This is a genomic window from Bartonella sp. AA56HLJMS (assembly GCF_042197145.1).
Lineage (GTDB): Bacteria > Pseudomonadota > Alphaproteobacteria > Rhizobiales > Rhizobiaceae > Bartonella.
Genome location: NZ_JBHIRL010000100.1, coordinates 1 through 723 on the forward strand (window position 1 = coordinate 1; position 723 = coordinate 723).

Here is a 723-nt window from a genome sequence, read left to right on the forward strand (position 1 = left end):
ACTAGATTGTATTACCCCCGAAACAGTTGGTTTATGCGAAAATGCTTGTGTGACAGTCTTTTCTGTCATGTGTGACCGGTTATACCATCGATACCGTTCTATATTACTGTTTGTCTTGTCATATTTCCAAGTAAATGACTTGTAGACTGTTCCATCGTTTGAAATTGCGGCACCATAAGTTTCTTCTTTGCTCGACCAAAGCTTTTTATCAAATACAAATTCTTCTGTATGAAAGACATAATAATTCGGTACATAATTTGGTAGAGGTGGATGAGTAAGTTCATCCTTAGTGTGCCCCTTTCCCCAAAGGTTGGGACCATCTTGATATAACATCCCATCACTGAGCCTATCAGAACCCTCTGGTTTTTGGAAAGAAATATCGCTATATTCCGTTTTTTCCGTGATGACAGGCGTGCTATCGGCTTCGTTTTTCAGGGTGTTGGTTTGGATATTTAAGTTTCCACCTGCTTGAATAGAGCCTGCTTTATTGACAAGCGAAAAGCTTTTTCCGCTGCCAGCCGCATTGGTGAAACCCAAATCACCCTCTGCCATTATGGTGCCAAAATCATTCAACAAAACCCCATCAACCTGTAAAGCACCATTGCCCTTCACATAAATTAAGCCCGTTTTGTTGTTGGTCACATCGCCCGTCACGCTAAAGACTAAATCCTGCCCCGATGCCAATTGACCGCTATTTCTAAGCTCCCCCGTCTTGATCACGAA

General features: G+C 42.2%; 1 protein-coding gene. It reads right to left on the minus strand.

From position 1 onward, the window contains the following. Positions 1-723 (minus strand): hypothetical protein (locus ACFINI_RS10075; RefSeq protein ID WP_375648054.1); only part of this gene is annotated, 723 nt, incomplete at both ends.